At 67.3% G+C, this 15,100-nt stretch carries 17 protein-coding genes; 9 read left to right on the top strand and 8 right to left on the bottom strand.

The features are described from left to right. The first annotated feature begins 5 nt into the window (after positions 1-5). The 6 genes from RN01_RS10385 to cobC are packed head-to-tail and all read left to right on the top strand — an operon-like array spanning position 6 to position 4,907. Entirely contained in the window at positions 6-1,013 is a 1,008-nt protein-coding gene (locus tag RN01_RS10385) for an iron ABC transporter permease (protein ID WP_017512419.1), read from the top strand. After that, entirely contained in the window at positions 1,010-1,819 is an 810-nt protein-coding gene (locus RN01_RS10380; RefSeq protein ID WP_017512420.1) for an ABC transporter ATP-binding protein, read from the top strand. The genes RN01_RS10385 and RN01_RS10380 overlap by 4 nt, the downstream gene beginning before the upstream one ends. Continuing rightward, a complete protein-coding gene (cobO, locus tag RN01_RS10375) occupies positions 1,816-2,445 on the top strand; it encodes a cob(I)yrinic acid a,c-diamide adenosyltransferase (RefSeq protein WP_024569066.1) in 630 nt (209 codons plus the stop codon). Before RN01_RS10380 ends, cobO begins: the two co-directional genes overlap by 4 nt. A gap of 23 nt (positions 2,446-2,468) precedes the next feature. Next, on the top strand, positions 2,469-3,539 hold the full coding sequence (gene cobT, locus RN01_RS10370) for a nicotinate-nucleotide--dimethylbenzimidazole phosphoribosyltransferase (protein ID WP_024569065.1): 1,071 nt from the start codon (positions 2,469-2,471) through the stop codon (positions 3,537-3,539). Positions 3,540-3,555: 16 nt separating this feature from the next. After that, complete coding sequence (locus tag RN01_RS10365; RefSeq protein ID WP_017515555.1) at positions 3,556-4,335, top strand: adenosylcobinamide-GDP ribazoletransferase; 780 nt, start codon at positions 3,556-3,558, stop codon at positions 4,333-4,335. Beyond that, positions 4,320-4,907: an alpha-ribazole phosphatase gene (gene cobC, locus RN01_RS10360; RefSeq protein ID WP_017515556.1), complete on the top strand. Its 588-nt coding sequence runs from the start codon at positions 4,320-4,322 to the stop codon at positions 4,905-4,907. Before RN01_RS10365 ends, cobC begins: the two co-directional genes overlap by 16 nt. Positions 4,908-4,917: 10 nt before the next feature. On the opposite strand, the gene RN01_RS10355 is transcribed toward cobC, so the two are convergent. From RN01_RS10355 to cobU, 4 genes are read right to left on the bottom strand one after another with little or no spacing between them, the layout of a single operon-like run. Next, entirely contained in the window at positions 4,918-5,820 is a 903-nt protein-coding gene (locus tag RN01_RS10355; protein WP_024569063.1) for a cobalamin-binding protein, read from the bottom strand. Between the two features lie 6 nt (positions 5,821-5,826). Next, complete coding sequence (gene cobD, locus RN01_RS10350) at positions 5,827-6,858, bottom strand: threonine-phosphate decarboxylase CobD (RefSeq protein ID WP_017514845.1); 1,032 nt, start codon at positions 6,856-6,858, stop codon at positions 5,827-5,829. Then, positions 6,855-7,835: an adenosylcobinamide-phosphate synthase CbiB gene (gene cbiB, locus RN01_RS10345; RefSeq protein WP_017514846.1), complete on the bottom strand. Its 981-nt coding sequence runs from the start codon at positions 7,833-7,835 to the stop codon at positions 6,855-6,857. Before cbiB ends, cobD begins: the two co-directional genes overlap by 4 nt. Next, on the bottom strand, positions 7,832-8,422 hold the full coding sequence (gene cobU, locus RN01_RS10340) for a bifunctional adenosylcobinamide kinase/adenosylcobinamide-phosphate guanylyltransferase (RefSeq protein WP_024569062.1): 591 nt from the start codon (positions 8,420-8,422) through the stop codon (positions 7,832-7,834). Before cobU ends, cbiB begins: the two co-directional genes overlap by 4 nt. Positions 8,423-8,701: 279 nt before the next feature. Between cobU and RN01_RS10335 the strand changes: the two genes are divergently transcribed. Continuing rightward, entirely contained in the window at positions 8,702-10,153 is a 1,452-nt protein-coding gene (locus tag RN01_RS10335) for a cobyric acid synthase (RefSeq protein ID WP_024569061.1), read from the top strand. 128 nt (positions 10,154-10,281) lie between these two features. Beyond that, on the top strand, positions 10,282-10,944 hold the full coding sequence (locus RN01_RS10330; protein WP_017514315.1) for a ParA family protein: 663 nt from the start codon (positions 10,282-10,284) through the stop codon (positions 10,942-10,944). Here RN01_RS10330 and RN01_RS10325 read toward each other — a convergent pair. Next, complete coding sequence (locus RN01_RS10325) at positions 10,916-11,491, bottom strand: GNAT family N-acetyltransferase (RefSeq protein WP_035834616.1); 576 nt, start codon at positions 11,489-11,491, stop codon at positions 10,916-10,918. The two genes, RN01_RS10330 and RN01_RS10325, sit on opposite strands and share 29 nt — an antisense overlap. A 135-nt stretch (positions 11,492-11,626) precedes the next feature. On the opposite strand from RN01_RS10325, the gene RN01_RS10320 reads away from it, so the two are divergent. Further along, on the top strand, positions 11,627-12,808 hold the full coding sequence (locus RN01_RS10320; RefSeq protein ID WP_017514317.1) for a PepSY domain-containing protein: 1,182 nt from the start codon (positions 11,627-11,629) through the stop codon (positions 12,806-12,808). A 104-nt stretch (positions 12,809-12,912) separates the two neighbouring features. On the opposite strand, the gene panC is transcribed toward RN01_RS10320, so the two are convergent. The 3 genes from panC to RN01_RS10305 all read right to left on the bottom strand — a co-directional run bounded on the left by panC (position 12,913) and on the right by RN01_RS10305 (position 15,036). Beyond that, on the bottom strand, positions 12,913-13,755 hold the full coding sequence (gene panC, locus RN01_RS10315; protein ID WP_024569060.1) for a pantoate--beta-alanine ligase: 843 nt from the start codon (positions 13,753-13,755) through the stop codon (positions 12,913-12,915). 161 nt (positions 13,756-13,916) lie between these two features. Then, positions 13,917-14,822 (bottom strand): ScpA family protein, encoded by a 906-nt coding sequence (locus RN01_RS10310; protein WP_024569059.1) that lies wholly within the window; start codon positions 14,820-14,822, stop codon positions 13,917-13,919. Positions 14,823-14,844: 22 nt separating this feature from the next. After that, positions 14,845-15,036 (bottom strand): DUF3460 family protein, encoded by a 192-nt coding sequence (locus RN01_RS10305; protein WP_017514885.1) that lies wholly within the window; start codon positions 15,034-15,036, stop codon positions 14,845-14,847. Positions 15,037-15,100: the final 64 nt, after the last annotated feature.

Below are 15,100 nucleotides of genomic sequence, written 5' to 3'. Positions count from 1 at the left end.
GAGCCATGGCTGAGCTGCGGCGTGCGCTGATCGTCTGGGGTGTCCTCGCGCTGGCGGGGCTGGCCGTCTTCGGCCTGTCGCTGGCGATCGGCAGCGTGTCGCTCGATGCCGGGCAACTCTGGCAGGCGCTGAGCGGTGCGGACAATGGCACCGCAGGCGCCATCGTGCGCGAACTACGGCTGCCACGCGCCGCCGCCGCGTTTGCCTGTGGCGGGCTGCTGGCGCTTTCCGGCGCATTGATGCAGGTGTTGTTGCGCAATCCGCTGGCCGAACCCTACGTGCTCGGCGTCTCCGGCGGGGCGTCCACGGGTGCGCTGCTGTCGATGCTGCTGATGCTTCCGCAATGGATCGTGCACACCAGCGCGGCGGGTGGCGCGCTGGTGTCCATGCTGCTTGTCGCCACGCTTGCCCGCCGTGACCTGCTCAACCCAAAAGTGCAGGGCGGACACCAGGAGGCCGGCGCGCGGTTGCTGCTGACCGGTGTCATCCTGGCCGCGGGGTGGGGCGCGCTGATCACGCTGATCCTCGCCATCGCGCCGGAATCGCGCCTGCGCGGCATGTTGTTCTGGCTGACCGGTGACCTCGGTGGCACAGCCACCTATGGCGCGGCGTTGGCCACCTTGATCGCCGCACTGCTGCTGGCCATGCCGATGGCGCGGGCGCTCAACGTGATGCTGCTGGGCGAGACCGTGGCGCAATCGCTGGGTGTTCGCGTTGGCCGCGTGCGCCTGGCTACCTTCCTGATTTCCTCCATTTCGATTGCCGCCGCCATCACGACGGCCGGGTCGATTGGCTTCGTCGGCCTGGTGGTGCCACACATGGTGCGCCTGGCCTGGGGGAACGACCAGCGCCTGCTGCTGCCGGCGTCAGTGCTGCTGGGCGGCACCTTGCTGATGGCTGCCGACCTGATCGCGCGTACCGTGGTTGCCCCCACGCAACTGCCGGTGGGCGTCATCACGGCCCTGCTGGGCGTGCCGACCTTTCTCTACCTGCTGCTGCGGAGACCGCGATGAGCCATTGGTCCGAGCCGCTCACAGACTGTCCGCAGTTGACGCTGCGGCAACTCGGCCTGCACGCCGGGAGCCGCGTGCTGCTCGATGGCCTCTCGATGTCGATCGGCGCAGGGCAGCTCTGGTGCATCGTCGGCCCGAACGGGGTCGGCAAGTCCACGCTGATGGGCGTGCTGGCCGGTCTGCGCGCGCCCGACAGCGGCGCGGCCGAGGTCGACGACATTGCGGTCACGCAGATCGCCCCTGCCACGCTGGCGCGGCAGCGGGCCTATTTGCCCCAGGCTGTGCACGATACGTTCTCGATGCTCGTCGAGGATGCCGTGCGCATCGGCCGGCATCCGCATCTGAGCGGCTGGGGCTGGGGCCAGCGTGACGATGACCGGATCGTGGATGATGTCATCGACGCGCTCGATCTCGAGCCGCTGCGTGGCCGCGACGTGCTGACACTGTCCGGTGGCGAGCGCCAGCGCGTGTCGCTGGCTGCCGCGCTGGCGCAGCAGGCGCCGCTGCTGCTCCTGGACGAACCCGTGGCGCACCTGGACCTGCGGCACCAGATCATGGTGCTCGACCTGCTGCAGCGCCTGACCCGATCGGGCCGCCATGCAGTTGTCGTGATCGTGCATGACCTGACCCTCGCGCATCGCTATGCCACCCACGCGCTGCTGATGGCCGAGGATGGTCACGCGCTGCACGGCCCGGCGCACGAGGTCCTGACTCCCGCGCAGTGCTCCCATGCGCTGCGTACCCCAATTATCAGCATCAGCGACGGCACCCATACCGCGCTGATCCCAGATGGAAATCAGACATGAGCGATACCCCGAATACCTACGATGACGCCGGCCGCGATGCCCGTCACAAGGCACGCATGGTCCGCAAGAAGGAGGTGGTCGATTCCAAGATCGCCGCGGCGCAGACCGAGCGCGGCGTGATCGTGATCACCACGGGCAATGGCAAGGGCAAGTCGAGCTCCGGCTTCGGCATGGTGGTGCGCGCCATGGGTCATGGCATGCGTACCGGCGTGGTCCAGTTCATCAAGGGCGCGTTCCCGAGCGGCGAGGAAATGTTCCTGCGGCGCTTTCCGGAGGAATGCGAGTTCCACGTGATGGGAGAAGGCTACACGTGGGAAACCCAGGACCGCGCGCGTGACGTGGCCAAGGCAGAGGCCGCATGGGAGGTGGCGCGCCGGATGCTGCGCGATCCGTCGTTCGACCTGATCCTGTTCGACGAACTCAACATTGCGCTGAAGCTGCACTATCTTGATCTCGATACCGTCATCGCCGATCTGCGCGCGCGTCCGCCGAAGCAGCACGTGGTCATCACAGGCCGTGGCGCACCGTCCGCGCTGATCGAGGCCGCCGATACCGTGACCGACATGACACCGGTCAAGCACGCGTTCGAGCAGGGCATCAAGGCCCAGCCGGGCGTGGAAATGTAATTCGCGTCATTCGAATCAGCACCATGGCAACCGCAATTTCCGACTACGCACTGACCCTGCCACCGATCGCGCCGCTCGACGCATCGCTGCGCGCCGCATTGCAGGCCGCAATCGACGACAAGACCAAGCCACCCGGCTCGCTGGGCCGGCTCGAGACGCTGGCCATGCAGATCGGGCTGATCCGTGGCGAGACCGTTCCTGATCTGACCCGCCCGGCAATCATCGTGTTTGCCGGCGACCACGGCGTGGCGGACACGGGCGTCAGCGCATTTCCGGCGGAGGTCACGGCGCAGATGGTGCTGAACTTCCTGAATGGCGGGGCGGCGATCAACGTCTTCACCCGCCTGCACGGGTTGGCGCTCGAGGTGGTGGATGTGGGCGTGCGCGCGCCGCTGCCGGCCTCGCCGAGCCTCGTGAACTGCCGCGTGGCCAACGGCACGCGCAACTTTGTCGAAGAGCCGGCCATGACGCCGGAGCAGGCCGGCGCGGCGATCAATGCCGGCATCGCACGCGTGCTGCGGCACGGTCAGCAAGGTACCAATGTGATCGGCTTCGGCGAGATGGGCATCGCCAACACGTCGGCCGCGGCCTGCGTGATGAGCCGCCTGACCGGCTTGCCGTTGGAGGCATGCATTGGCCGTGGTACAGGCCTCGACGATGCGGGCGTGGCACGCAAGCATGAAATCCTCTCGCGGGCGCTGGCCAGGCATGCGGACGTCACCGATCCGCTTGATGTGCTGGCCACGTTCGGCGGCTTCGAGATCGCCGCGATGACCGGCGCATACCTGGCCGCCGCGGCCAGCCGCATGGTGATTCTGGTGGATGGCTTCATTGCGTCGGCGGCGTTGCTCGTGGCCGCGCGCATCGACCCGAACGTACTGCAGTACTGCGTGTTCTCGCACTGCTCGCACGAGCACGGGCACCGCGCGCTGCTGGCCGAATTCAGGGCCGAGCCGCTGCTGGCACTGGACCTGCGGCTGGGCGAGGGTACCGGCGCCGCGCTGGCGTGGCCGCTGGTGGCTTCGGCGGTGGCGTTCCTGCGGGAAATGGCCACGTTCAGCGGCGCGGGCGTCAGCAACGCGTCGGCGACCTGAAGCGACCTGAGGCGCCATGATGGCCAACGAACTCCGCTTCTTTCTCACTGCCGTCGGCTACTTCACGCGCGTGCCGTTGCCGGCGCGGCTGGCGAGCTGGGTGGGGTTCGAGCCGCACTTCCTGAATGCCGCGTCGCGCTACTTCCCGCTGGTGGGGTTGATCGTTGGCGCCTTCGGGGCGCTGGTGACATGGGGCGCGCTGTCGTTCTGGTCCCCGTCGGTGGCGATCGTGCTCGGCATGGCGGCCACGTTGCTGTTCACCGGCGCGTTTCATGAGGATGGCCTGGCGGATTGCGTCGATGCCTTCGGTGGTGGCTATCGCCGTGAGGATGTGCTGAGGATCATGCACGACTCGCGCGTGGGCGCGTTTGGCGCGATCGCCATTGTGGTGGCGCTGTTGCTGAAGTGGCAACTGCTGGTATCGGTGGCGGAATCGGGCGGTGCGATGGTGCTGTTGGCGTCGCTGGTGGCGGCGCACGGAGCCAGCCGCGCGATGGCGATCACGTTCCTGGCCACGCATGACTATGTGCGTGCCGAGGGCAAGGCCAAGCCGGTGGCGCAGCGCCTGTTTGGTGTCGGACTGGTTTTCGCGCTGACGTGCGGCGTCGTGCCGCTGCTGTGGCTGTCGCCGCTATTCGCGGGCGTGGCGATTCTGGTGCTGGCTGTGCTGCGTGCCGCGCTGGGTGCGTACTTTGTGCGCCGTATCGGCGGCTATACCGGCGACTGCCTCGGCATGGCGCAGCAGCTTGCCGAATTGTCGATCTACCTGGTGGCGGCGGCATGGAAGTGGTCCTGATCCGGCATGTCCGGCCCGATGTGGCGCCGGGCGTTTGCTACGGCGCGCTCGATCTGAAACTGGCGCAGCCGGTCAGTCCGGCGCCGGAGCGGATCGTACGCTTGCTCGACGATTTGCCGCCCTCACGTCTGGTGACGAGTCCGGCGGTGCGTGCGACGGAGACCGCGGCGTTACTGTCCGCGCATGTCGAGATGCCAGTCCGCGAAATCGAGCCCCGGCTGCGAGAGCTTGATTTTGGCGCGTGGGAAGGCAAGGCGTGGAGCGAGATTCCGCGCGATGCGCTTGACCTGTGGGCGGCGGACCTGATGGGCGCGCGCCCGCACGGTGGCGAAAGCGCGCAGCAGGTGATGGCACGGGTGACGGCGTGGGCTGACACGCTCGACGCAAGCTCGCGCGATTGCCTCTGGGTCGTCTCCCATGCGGGGCCGATGCGGATGCTGGCCGCGCACTGGCTTGGGCTGACGCTGTCCCAGACGCTGCAGTGGGAGCTTGAGTTCGGGGCGACCTGTCACTTCCACCTGGGGAGGCGGCAGGCCCGACTGGGGTGGTGGAACCAGAGCGCCAAGGCGTAGCGCGCCGGCATCAGCCCGGCCGCCGTGACCTCGCGACGTCCAGATCCTTGCAAATCTCCGCCGCGCCCTGGGCCACGCGCGGGCCAGCGCGATTGACCAGATCGCCGTCGATCACGAACAGATTGTTGCGTGCCACGGCCGTGACCTGCTTCCACTTCTCCCACATCGCAAAGTCCGCGAGCGGCTTGTCAGATCGTGTGGCACCCATGCCGGCGGTCAGCATGACCTCGGGGTTGCCCGCGACCACGGCTTCGACCGAGACCGTTGGCACCAGTGCCGCTTCCTTCCCGAACAGGTTGCGACCGCCGCATAGCGCGAGCAGGTCGCTGACCATGTGCTCGCCGTTCAGCGTCATCAGCGGCTGCTGCCAGACCTGATAGAACACGGTCACGGGCGGGCGGCCTGCGTAGGTTTTGCGCAGCGTGCTTACCTGCTGGCGGAAATCGGTGGCGGCGCGGTGGGCGACGGGCGCGGTGCCCATCAGCGTGCCGAGCTTTTCCAGATTGTCGGCGATGCCATCGAGCTTGCGTGGCTCGCTGAAGAACAGCGGCATGCCGAGCGCACGCAGGCGGTCGGTCTGCTTCTGCGCGTTACCGTGGCGCCAGACCACGATGAGGTCGGGTTTGAGCGCGGCGATCCGTTCGAGATCGAGCGCCTTGTTGTCACCCACGCGCGGAATATCGCGCGCCTGCGGCGGGTAGTCGCTGTAGCTGACCGTGCCGACGATGCGGTCGCCGCCGCCCGCAGCGAAGATCAGTTCGGTCACGTGCGGCGCCAGAGAGACGATGCGGCGTGCCGGCTGCGCTAGCGTGACGGTCTCGCCCGCATCGTCGACCACGGAGACCGCGGCATGCGCCGGCAGGGCGGCAATCAGCAGGGCACTTGCTGCACTCGCTACGTAGAAGGCTTTCATCGGAATTCAGGTCAGGGAAGGGAGTGCGTGGCGTGCGTGGCCAAGCGCGGCATCCAGCCGTTGCCATGCCGCGTCGTCGTCAGGTGGCAAGCCAAAGCGGAGGCTGGTCGGGCATCCGCCGGCTGCGTCGAACAGGCGTGTCCAGACGCCTTGCCGAGCAAGGGCTTCATGCAGGCTGCCGGCCCGCGCGTCGGGCACCCAGCTGAACAATGGCTGCGACACGGGCGACAGGCCATGGTCGCGTAGCAGCATCGCCAGTCGTTGTCCTGCCGCGCTCAGCGATGTGCGTGTGGCGGCCTGCCACGCGGTGTCAGTCAGCGCGATGCGTGCCACGGCGCGCGCCGGGCCCGACACGGTCCAGTGGCCAAGCTGATCGGCCAGGGCGTCGAGCAGGGCCGGCTGCGCCAGCACGAAGCCGCAGCGCACACCCGCGAGACCATAGAACTTGCCAAGCGAACGCAGCACGATCAGTCCCGGTGCCGCGCTGCTTCCGGCCAGCGATGCCGCACCGGTGCAATCGATAAAAGCCTCGTCGACGATCAGCGTGCCGCCGCGCGATGCCAGTCGCTCATGCCAGTGCCGCAGGGTGTCGATGGGCAGCAGCCGGGCCGTCGGGTTGTTCGGATTGACGACGACGAGGTGATCGAGCGCATCGGCCAGATCGGCACGCTGGAAGTCGGCCTCGTCCAGCGGAGTGACGGTGTGCCCCGCCTGTGCGAAGGCTGGCGCGTATTCGCTGTAGCCGAGCGCGGCGATGCCGACGCGTCCCGGGCGCAGCAGTCGCGGCAGGGTGCGGATGGCCGCCTGCGAGCCGGCCACGGGCAGCGCGTGCGCGGCGCCATAGGCCTGCGCAGCGATGCCGGCCAGGCCATCATCGTCCTGCGGCAGGCGCTGCCAGGCGTCGGCGGGCAGGGGAGGCACCGGATAGCCGTCGGGATTGATGCCGGTCGACAAGTCGAGCCACGCTTCCGCCGGGCGGCCATAGCGGTGCGCGGCGGCGAGCAGGTTGCCGCCGTGGCGGATCGGTGCGTGGGTCATGGCGTGCGCTCCAGCAGTCCGGCGAGCAGGACGACCAGCGGCACGCTCAGCATCGCCAGACCGAGCCACAGCCACACCGCGCGCTGCACCAGCCGAAGACAGGCACGGATGTGGATGGCCGCGGGCGCGTCACCGGCGCCGAGCGGCGGTCGCTCTTCCCACTCGCCGTGATAGCGCGCGCCACCGCCCAGGGCTACGCCCACGGCGCCTGCGCCGGCTGCCATCACTGGACCGGCATTGGGGCTCGACCACGCGCGTGCCTGAGTGCGCCAGCAGCGCAGCGCCTGCGCCGTTGCGCCGAGCGATGCGTAGGAAAGCGCGGTCAGTCGCGCCGGAACGAAATTGAGTACGTCGTCGATGCGTGCCGCCGCCCAGCCGAACATCAGCCAGCGTGGCGTGCGATAGCCCCACATCGCGTCCAGCGTATTGGCCAGACGGAACACGATCACGGCCGGCGCGCCGCCGATCAGGAACCAGAACAGCGCGCCGAAGATCGCATCGTTGCCGTTCTCCAGCGCGGATTCGCACGCGGCGCGGGCCAGCGCCTCGGCGTCGGCATCCTCGGTGTCACGCGAGACGATGCACGCGGTAAGCCGGCGCGCGGCGGACAGGTCGCCGCGTGTCAGGGCACCGGCGATCGGAGCGATGTGTTGAGAGAGGCTGCGGGCGCCAAGCGCCGCATAGAGCGCCACTGCATGGAGCACCCAGGCCAGCGCGGGATGCACGGCCTGCGCCAGCGAGATCAGCCACACCGCGATGGCGGCCGGCACGAGCACGACCACCGCCCACGCAATCAGGCCCGCCACGCGCTGGCGTAGCGCGCCACGTTCGGGACGATTGAGGCGATTGGCGACCGCCGTGGCCAAGCGGCCAAAGCCGACCAGCGGATGCCAGCGGCGCGGCTCGCCCAGCCAGCGATCCAGCAGAACGCCGGCGATCGCAGCCGCCACGCAGGCCGGCCAGGACAGCATGATCATGCGATGGGCGCGTCCTTGACGGCGACGGGAATGCCGGCCACAAGCAGACGCACGCGATCGGCGGCCGCGGCGAGCTTCTGGTTCAGGCGGCCAAGCTCGTCGACATAGAAGCGCGTGATGGCGCCCATCGGCACCACGCCGAAGCCGATTTCGTTGGTGACGAGGATCACGTGGCCCGGCAGCATCGGCAGCGCGGTCATCAGCGCGTCGATCTCCTCGGTGAAGGCCGGTGGCGGCGTGATGACACCGTGCTCGGGATAGTCGCGGCTTTCGCTGAAGATCAGGTTGTTGAGCCACAGCGTCACGCAGTCCACCAGAATGCAGCCGTCGTGACGGGCATGGCCGTAGAGCGCGTCGGCCAGATGCACCGGTTCTTCCACGAGGGTCCAGTCGGCCGGCCGGCGCGCGCGATGCAGCGCTATGCGCAATTCCATCTCTTCGTCGGTGGAATCGACATCGTGGCGCGCCGTGGCGATATAGGTGACCGGGCCACGCGTCAGTGCCGCATGGTCCGTGGCGAGCTGCTCCGCGAAATGGCTCTTGCCCGATCGCGCGCCGCCGATCACGAGCGTCAACTGGCGCGGCATCGATATGCTCGCGTGCGGCTCATGGGTGGGCTGAGCTTCCGGCTCGCCGGCCACGGTGGCGCCCGCCGATGCTGGTTCGGCGGAGGGCGAGATGTTGAGTGCCTGGGCGATGGCCTTGGTCTTCATGCGACGTATTGTAGCCGTCCGCATCGATCTTGCAGACTGGTGCGCCAGACCTCCCGCGCGCCAGGACGATGCTGCGATAATCGCGCGATGCGCGACGAACCTGCTTCCCGAACCGATTTCCTCCCGGCCGGGCGTGCCCTGCACGGCACCCTGATGATCCAGGGCACCACTTCCGACGCGGGCAAGAGCACCGTCGTGGCCGGCCTGTGCCGCGTGCTGGCGCGGGCCGGAGTGCCGGTGGCGCCGTTCAAGCCGCAGAACATGGCGCTGAACAGCGCGGTGACCGTCGATGGTGGCGAAATCGGCCGCGCGCAGGCGCTGCAGGCGCAGGCTGCCGGACTGGCGCCCCATACCGACATGAATCCCGTCCTGCTCAAACCCAGCAGCGATACCGGCGCGCAGGTCATCATCCATGGCCGCGCGCGCATGGATCTGGACGCGCGTGCCTATCACGACTACAAGCCACGGGCGATGGCCGCTGTGCTGGAAAGCCATGAGCGGCTGGCGCAGGCGTACGACGTGGTGCTGGTGGAGGGCGCGGGCAGTCCGGCGGAAGTGAACCTGCGCGATCGCGATATCGCCAACATGGGGTTCGCGGAGCGCGTGGACTGCCCGGTGGTGATCGTGGCCGATATCGACCGGGGCGGCGTGTTCGCGCACCTGGTCGGCACGCTCGATTGCCTGTCCGAGACAGAGCGCGCACGCGTGACCGGTTTCATCATCAACCGCTTCCGTGGCGATATCGCGCTGCTCGAACCCGGGCTGGACTGGCTCACGGCGCGAACCGGCAAACCCGTGTTCGGAGTGCTGCCGTATCTGCATGGCCTGCACCTCGATGCAGAGGATGCGATCGTCAGCGCCCAGGTGGCCGGGCAGGCGGGCGGGAGCGAAGTGCTACGTGTGATCGTCCCGGTGCTGCCGCGAATTTCGAACCATACAGATTTTGACGCGCTGCGAGCCCACCCGGGCGTCGATCTCCAGTTCATCGGCCCGGGGATGCCGATTCCGCCTGCGGATCTCGTGATCCTGCCGGGCAGCAAGAGTGTGCGCGCGGATCTGGCCTTCCTGCGTGCCAATGGCTGGGATCGCGCGCTGCAGCGGCACCTGCGCTATGGCGGCAGGCTGATCGGCATCTGTGGTGGCATGCAAATGCTGGGCCGGAGCATTCACGACCCTGATGGACGGGAGGGGCCCACTGGCACGAGCGACGGCCTCGCGCTGCTCGATTTCGAAACGACGCTGGCGCCAGAAAAGCAGTTACGGCGCGTGGCGGGGCGGCTTGCCGATGGCAATGACGCCACGGTGCGCGGCTACGAGATTCACCTCGGGGTTACCGAAGGCCCGGCGCTGGCCCGGCCAGCGCTGTGGCTAGAGGGCGACAAGCCGGACGGCGCCCGATCCGAGGACGGTCAGGTACTGGCGACCTACGTCCACGGCCTGTTCGACGATCCCGCCGCGTGCGGCGCGCTGCTGCGCTGGGCCGGGCTCGGTCAGGCCGAAGGTGTCGACCTTGATGCGCTGCGCGAGGCGTCGCTGGCCAGGCTGGCCGACAGCCTGGCCGCCAATCTCGATCTGGGGGCGCTGTTCGCGCCGCTGGGTCGTTAGCCCGGGCGGCACGCTACACTTGCGAAGTTGTCGGAGAGTCGGGGCGGCCTGCCATGACGCCGTGCGCCCGGTGAAGTCGAGAGTCTTGTTGTTGTTCATGGCACCCAATCGGACATTGGAGGACTTTCATGCCGGTAGTCGTGATCGCCAATCCAAAGGGGGGTGTGGGCAAGACCACGCTGGCCACCAACCTTGCCGGATACTTCGCCCGCCATGGGCACGCCGTGATGCTGGGCGATACCGATCGTCAGCAGTCGTCACGCGCCTGGCTGAACCTGCGGCCTGAGTCGGCGCCGCCGATCTCGACCTGGGACATCGACGCCGACAATATCGCCCGCCCTCCGAAGGGCACCACACACGTGGTGCTGGACACGCCCGCCGGCCTGCATGGCTGGCGCTACTCTGATGTCATGAAACTGGCGCACCGCGTGGTGGTTCCACTGCAGCCGTCCATGTTCGACATCCTGGCCACGCAGGACTTCCTGGCCAAGCTGGCTGGTGACAAGCGCGTGCGGCACGGCGAGGTGCCGGTAGGCGTGATCGGCATGCGCGTGGACGTGCGTACCCGCGCAGCCGAGCAACTTCAGCGCTTTGTCGAAGGATTGGGCCTGCCGGTGCTCGGCTACCTGCGCGATACGCAGAACTACGTCCAGCTTGCCGCGCACGGCCTGACGCTGTGGGACGTGGCGCCGTCGCGCGTGGCGCGCGACTGGGAACAATGGCAGCCGATCCTGCGCTGGCTCGACGGCAAGGGTGACGTCGTTACCGAGGGGCCGGCTGCAGTCGGCTGACCAGTACTGGCACGTCGTTCCAGGTCACGCGGCGGATCGTCACCATGATGTCGGTCCCCGGAAACGGGTCGTCGAAACTGTCCGACTCCACGCCTCCCAGGCGCCGGTAGAACTCCCGCGCCGATGTGTTGCCGTCCAGCACGTACAGGAACAGCGGCTTGCCGGGCCACCGGCGCGCCGTGTAGTCGGCCCAATGTGCTAACAGCAGCTTGCCGTAGCCGTGTCCGTGATACGTTTTCCGCACATGCAGGTTATCCAGATAAATGCCGTAGCCCGGCTCCGCCAGCGGCATCAGACACGCGAAACCGGCGGCCTGACCATCCACACGCAGGATATTGACCTCCAGCGGAGCCTCCGCGCCGTCTACGAGCCGCGCGCGCCAAGTGGCGAGGCGCTCCGCCGGCGTGTGCTGTTCGAGATACTCGGTGGGTATCAGGCCGGCGTAGGTGTCGCGCCAGCTCTCGGCGTGCATGGTGGCAATCAGCGCTACGTCGGCTGGCGTCGCCTGAACAAGTTCGATCTGATGGGGCATGGAACTGGGCGTCATGGGGCGGTGACGGGTTTGCGCTGCTAGAATCGCGAATCTTTCGCATTTGCGTTTGCGAAGGCTTGCGCCAGGCGGCATTCGGATTGTTTTCTGAAGTGCCTTGCGCGCCTCGTACAAGCATCTACAAATCCTACAATGCTCTCCGGTCGTTTGCGCACGTTTTTCGTAAAACTGCACCTATATATTGGCCTGGTCTTTGGCGTGCTCTTCATCCTGATGGGCCTGACCGGCACCGCCATCTCATGGCGTGACGAGATCGACAAGTGGCTGAATCCGGACCTGCTGCAGGCCGTATCCGCCACACGCATCCCGGTGGGGGCCGCCACGGTGGAGTCCGTGACCGCGAAGCTGATGGCCGATCCGCACTTCGGCAAGCCGAACCTGCTGATGTTGCCCACCGACGAGCACGATGTGTTCGTGGCGTACTACCCGATAAAGGGGCCCGAGGCCGGCCCCGGACGCTTCCGCCAGGTGATGATCGACCCGATCACGCTGGCCGTAAAGGGCGAGCGACTGTGGGGCGTGCCGGGGCTGTCGCGGCAGGCGCTGATGCCGACGGTCTTCCATCTTCACCGCTACCTGCTGTCCGGCGATACGGGCAAGACGATCACCGGCGTGACCGGCATGATGCTGTTCATCAGCGTGCTGCTGGGCGTGGTGCTGTGGTGGCCCAAGTTCAAGTGGCGCTCGCTGAAGCAGTCGGTGCGCATCACGCATGGCGGCTCGTGGTCGCGGTTCATCTACACGAGCCATCGTGCGGGCGGGATCTTCGTGGCGCCGGTCCTGGCGACCATTGCGTTTTCCGGCTGGTACCTGAACCTGCCGAAGTGGGTGACGCCGATCATCGCAAGCGTTGCGACGCTGAGCCCGCAGATCAAGCCGGTTTCGGATCCGGCCCCGGAGGGCACGCATGCCATCACGCCGGCTCAGGCGATGACAGCGGCGCAGAAGCAGTTCCCGGACGCGGCAGTGACGCGCATCAGCCTGCCGCGCAAGCCCGGCGACGCCTATGAGGTGCGCCTGCGCCAGGAAGGCGAGGTACGCGCCGATACCGGGGCCACCCGGCTCTGGCTCGACGCCTACACCGGCCGCCCGCTGGCCGTGCGCGATCCACGCAACGCCGCGTCTGGCGATACCATCATCAACTGGCTGTTCCCGCTGCACACGGGCGAGGCGTTTGGCTCGTGGGGGCGCGCGTTCATCACCGTGTTTGGTCTGGTGCCGCTGGCATTCGCGGTGACCGGCGTGCTGATCTGGTGGAAGCGCCGCAGCGGCCATCGCCGGCATCTGGAGCGCGAACGGCTGCGGCAGGCCTGAGGGTTCAGCCGCTCAAGAAGCAGTTCAAGAAGCAAAAAGCCTGCGGCAAGTGCGCAGGCTTTTCTTGTTGCGGGGTCGGATCGCTCTTGCGTTCAGATTCGCGCTCAGATCTCAAGGTTGTCGATCAACCGGGTAGCGCCGAGCTTGGCCGCCGTCAGCACCACCAGCGGGGCGCCGGCCGCGAATTCCTCGCGGGTCGGGGGCTGCAGGTTGTCCTGCTTGCGAATCGACACATAGTCGGGCTTCCAGCCACGGGCCTGCAGGCGGGCCAGTGCGTCGGCCTCGACGGCCAGCAGGTCCACACTATTGCCGCCCAGCACGGTGTCCCGCACTTCGTGCAGCGTCTTGTAGAGCACCGGCGCCTCGGCGCGCTCGGCCTCGCCGAGGTAGCGGTTGCGCGACGAGAGGGCCAGCCCATCCTCGGCCCGGATGGTTTCGGCCGGAATGATGTCCACCGGCAGCGCGAACTGCTTGGCCATGCGGCGCACGATCATCAACTGCTGGTAGTCCTTCTTGCCGAACACGGCCACGCGCGGCTGCACGCAGCAGAACAGCTTCATCACCACCGTGCAGACGCCCTTGAAGAAGCCCGGGCGGAATTCACCTTCAAGGATGTCACCCAGGTCATGCGGCGGGTCCACGCGGTATTCCTGCGGCACCGGGTACATGTCCGACTCGGTCGGCGCGAACAGCACGTAGACGCCTTCGCTCTGCAGCTTCTCGATGTCGTCCTGCAGCGTGCGCGGGTATTTGTCGAAGTCCTCGTTCGGGCCGAACTGCAGGCGGTTGACGAAGATCGACGCCACCACGGGGTCTCCATGCTGGCGGGCCAGCCGCATCAGCGACAGGTGGCCTTCGTGCAGGTTACCCATGGTCGGGACGAAAGCGACGCGGTTCTGTCCGCGCAACTGGTCCCGCAGCGCCTGGATGGAGGAGATGACTTTCATGAATGTCGTGTGCGGTCGTGGTAGGGGAGCGTCCCGAAGTCGGACTTCACCCGTGCCTGGCTCTCATGGCAGACGTCGGCCGGGCTGTCGGCGGATTGTAGAGCATCATCGCGGCTTCAGGCCGCGCGACGCCCTTCGTATTGTCCGATATCCGGGTAAGTCTACGCGGGCGTGTACGCCAATCGCACATAGATTGGCGCGAACGGCTCGGCCTGCGTGATCTCGACCAGCGCTTCGCGCGAGAGCTCGAGCATGGCGATGAAGTTCACCACCACCACGGGCACGCCCTTGCCGGACCGGATCGCATCTTCGAACAGTTCGCTGAATTCCATGAACCGCGCGTGCTGCAGCCGGCGCAGGATCTGGCTCATGTGCTCGCGCACGGACAGTTCCTCGCGCGAGATCTTGTGGTGCTGATTCAGCTTGGCACGTCTGAGCACGTCGGCCCAGGCGGACTGCAGGTCCACCGTCTCCACTTCGGGGAAGCGGGGCGCCAGGCTTTGCTCGATGAATACCTGCGAGCGCAGAAAGTCACGGCCAAGCTGCGGCACCGTGTCCAGGCGCTGGGCGGCCAGCTTCATCTGCTCGTATTCCAGCAGGCGCCGCACCAGTTCCGCACGCGGATCCTCGGCTTCCTCGTCGCTGTCGGCCTTCTTCACCGGCAGCAGCATGCGGGACTTGATCTCGATGAGCATCGCGGCCATCAGCAGGTACTCGGCGGCCAGTTCCAGGTTGCGCTTGCGGATCTGCTCGATGTACGAGAGATACTGACGCGTCACCTGGGCCATCGGGATGTCCAGCACGTTGAAGTTCTGCTTGCGGATCAGGTACAGCAGCAGGTCCAGCGGGCCCTCGAAGGCCTCCAGGAACACCTCGAGCGCGTCTGGCGGGATGTACAGGTCCTGCGGCAGCTTGAACAGCGGCTCGCCATACAGGCGCGCGAACGCCAGGCCGTCGACCATGTCGGCGGCGCTGGTGGCGGAACCGGCACCAGCTACGCTGGGCAGTTCGACCGGCAGGCTCAGCTTTTCCTGCGCGGCCTGTTCCCGCGGATCGCTTGGGTGCATCGGGGGCGTCCCGGCGGGGAGATCAGTTCTCGGAGGCGTACACGTACGGCTTCTGGGCCACGCGCGACGCGTCGGCGCGAGCGCGCTCCTCCAGGTCGATCGGGGCCTTGTCCCACAGCAGGGCACGGCCTTCGCGCTGTTCAGCGTCCAGGGACGGGCGCTCCTGCTTGAGCGTTTTCAGGAACTGGGTGATTTCCGATTCGTACATGGCCATGGTGAAACCTTGTGCCCTCTGGGCGGCGTTAGGGATGTTGGGGCTGGATTTTACCGTATTGGAG

This window comes from Cupriavidus sp. SHE (genome assembly GCF_000812445.1).
GTDB lineage: Bacteria > Pseudomonadota > Gammaproteobacteria > Burkholderiales > Burkholderiaceae > Cupriavidus > Cupriavidus metallidurans.
This window is presented reverse-complemented; position numbering and strand designations above follow the sequence as displayed.

Bases quoted from the DNA above. Each gene is read 5' to 3' on its own strand.
- RN01_RS10385 (WP_017512419.1), top strand. From the start codon at position 6: ATGGCTGAGCTGCGGCGTGCGCTGATCGTCTGGGGTGTCCTCGCGCTG.
- RN01_RS10380 (WP_017512420.1), top strand. From the start codon at position 1,010: ATGAGCCATTGGTCCGAGCCGCTCACAGACTGTCCGCAGTTGACGCTG.
- cobO (WP_024569066.1), top strand. From the start codon at position 1,816: ATGAGCGATACCCCGAATACCTACGATGACGCCGGCCGCGATGCCCGT.
- cobT (WP_024569065.1), top strand. From the start codon at position 2,469: ATGGCAACCGCAATTTCCGACTACGCACTGACCCTGCCACCGATCGCG.
- RN01_RS10365 (WP_017515555.1), top strand. From the start codon at position 3,556: ATGATGGCCAACGAACTCCGCTTCTTTCTCACTGCCGTCGGCTACTTC.
- cobC (WP_017515556.1), top strand. From the start codon at position 4,320: ATGGAAGTGGTCCTGATCCGGCATGTCCGGCCCGATGTGGCGCCGGGC.
- RN01_RS10355 (WP_024569063.1), bottom strand. From the start codon at position 5,820: ATGAAAGCCTTCTACGTAGCGAGTGCAGCAAGTGCCCTGCTGATTGCC.
- cobD (WP_017514845.1), bottom strand. From the start codon at position 6,858: ATGACCCACGCACCGATCCGCCACGGCGGCAACCTGCTCGCCGCCGCG.
- cbiB (WP_017514846.1), bottom strand. From the start codon at position 7,835: ATGATCATGCTGTCCTGGCCGGCCTGCGTGGCGGCTGCGATCGCCGGC.
- cobU (WP_024569062.1), bottom strand. From the start codon at position 8,422: ATGCCGCGCCAGTTGACGCTCGTGATCGGCGGCGCGCGATCGGGCAAG.
- RN01_RS10335 (WP_024569061.1), top strand. From the start codon at position 8,702: ATGATCCAGGGCACCACTTCCGACGCGGGCAAGAGCACCGTCGTGGCC.
- RN01_RS10330 (WP_017514315.1), top strand. From the start codon at position 10,282: ATGCCGGTAGTCGTGATCGCCAATCCAAAGGGGGGTGTGGGCAAGACC.
- RN01_RS10325 (WP_035834616.1), bottom strand. From the start codon at position 11,491: ATGACGCCCAGTTCCATGCCCCATCAGATCGAACTTGTTCAGGCGACG.
- RN01_RS10320 (WP_017514317.1), top strand. From the start codon at position 11,627: ATGCTCTCCGGTCGTTTGCGCACGTTTTTCGTAAAACTGCACCTATAT.
- panC (WP_024569060.1), bottom strand. From the start codon at position 13,755: ATGAAAGTCATCTCCTCCATCCAGGCGCTGCGGGACCAGTTGCGCGGA.
- RN01_RS10310 (WP_024569059.1), bottom strand. From the start codon at position 14,822: ATGCACCCAAGCGATCCGCGGGAACAGGCCGCGCAGGAAAAGCTGAGC.
- RN01_RS10305 (WP_017514885.1), bottom strand. From the start codon at position 15,036: ATGGCCATGTACGAATCGGAAATCACCCAGTTCCTGAAAACGCTCAAG.